A 1,450-nucleotide genomic window follows, 5' to 3' on the forward strand; every position below is an offset into this window, starting at 1 on the left:
ACACCCCTTCACCGGCTTCAATCCGTACCGTTACCTCACCCAAAGCATCAATCCCCTCGGTGACAGCGTGGATCACAAATTCCAGCAACGTATTGGGTACTCCTACAATCGCGTCAATCGCCTTGTAAGTTGCATCCACCGGTCCGGTGCCAATGGCCGCTTGCACTCGCAAATTTCCTTCCGGGTCACGCAAGCGCACAGTCGCTGTCGGCATCCCCATCGTTCCACAGGTCACCTGCAGCCCATCCAAGGTAAAAAGCTCTCGCGGTTGATAGAGTTCGTCAGAGATCAAGGCTTCCAGGTCTGCATCGGTAATCACTTTTTTACGATCTGCCAGATGCTTGAAACGTTCAAACACCTGATCCAATTCCTGATCGCTCAACTGATAACCGAGAGAAGCCAAGCGCGTGCGCAGAGCGTGGCGCCCAGAATGCTTTCCCAAGACCAGACGGGTTTGCGGTACGCCCACTGTCTCTGGACGGATGATTTCGTAGGTCATGCTATGCTTGAGCATGCCATCCTGGTGAATTCCTGCTTCATGGGCAAAAGCATTGGCCCCTACAATGGCTTTATTGGGTTGAACCGGCATGCCCGTGTAGTTGCTAACCAGTTTGCTCACCCGGTAAATCTGGGTAGTATCTATGCCAGTGCGTAGGTTGTAGAATTGTCGCCGGGTGTACAACGCCATAACCACCTCTTCTAATGCTGTATTCCCGGCCCGTTCGCCAATCCCATTGATGGTCACCTCGGCCTGACGCGCACCTGCCCGCAATCCGGCTAGTGTGTTCGCCGTTGCTAACCCCAAGTCATCATGGCAATGCACCGATACAATGCAGTTTTCAATGCCCGGTGTGTTGCGAATAATGCCCGCGATCAGCGCTCCAAACTCTTCTGGTGTGGTATAGCCTACCGTATCCGGAATATTCAGCGTGGTTGCACCTGCCCGAATCGCCTCACCTAAAACATAATACAGAAACTCAGGGTCGCTCCGCCCGGCATCTTCAGGGCTAAACTCGACATCATCACACAATTGGCGCGCATAAGCCACCATTTCTCGCACGCGCTCCACCACCTGCTCGCGCGTCATACGCAGTTTATACTTCATGTGAATTTCCGAGGTGGCTAAAAAGACATGGATGCGGGGCTTAGCCGCATGGCGGACTGCCTCCCAAGCTTTATCTATGTCATTGACCGAAGCCCGTGCTAAACCGCAGATCACAGGCGTTTTACCGTTATAGTCCGCATTACCCACCTCGATGGCAATGCGGCGTACGGCTTCGAGGTCATCCGGTGAGGCCGCAGGAAAACCCGCTTCGATGATGTCCACTCCCAAAGCTGCCAGCGCCCTGGCCACCTCTAACTTTTCGGCGCTGGTCATGGTGGCGCCGGGGGATTGCTCACCATCGCGTAAGGTCGTATCGAAGATGCGAACATAATCCTCGCTCATTCT

General features: G+C 54.1%; 1 protein-coding gene. It reads right to left on the reverse strand.

Annotation, left to right across the window (positions count from 1 at the left end; all coding sequences use genetic code 11):
• Positions 1 to 1,447 (reverse strand): 2-isopropylmalate synthase (locus AC01YT_RS13520; protein WP_476676269.1); only part of this gene is annotated, 1,447 nt, incomplete at its 3' end.
• Positions 1,448 to 1,450 lie beyond the last annotated feature (3 nt).

This window comes from Thermanaerothrix sp. (assembly GCF_056331585.1).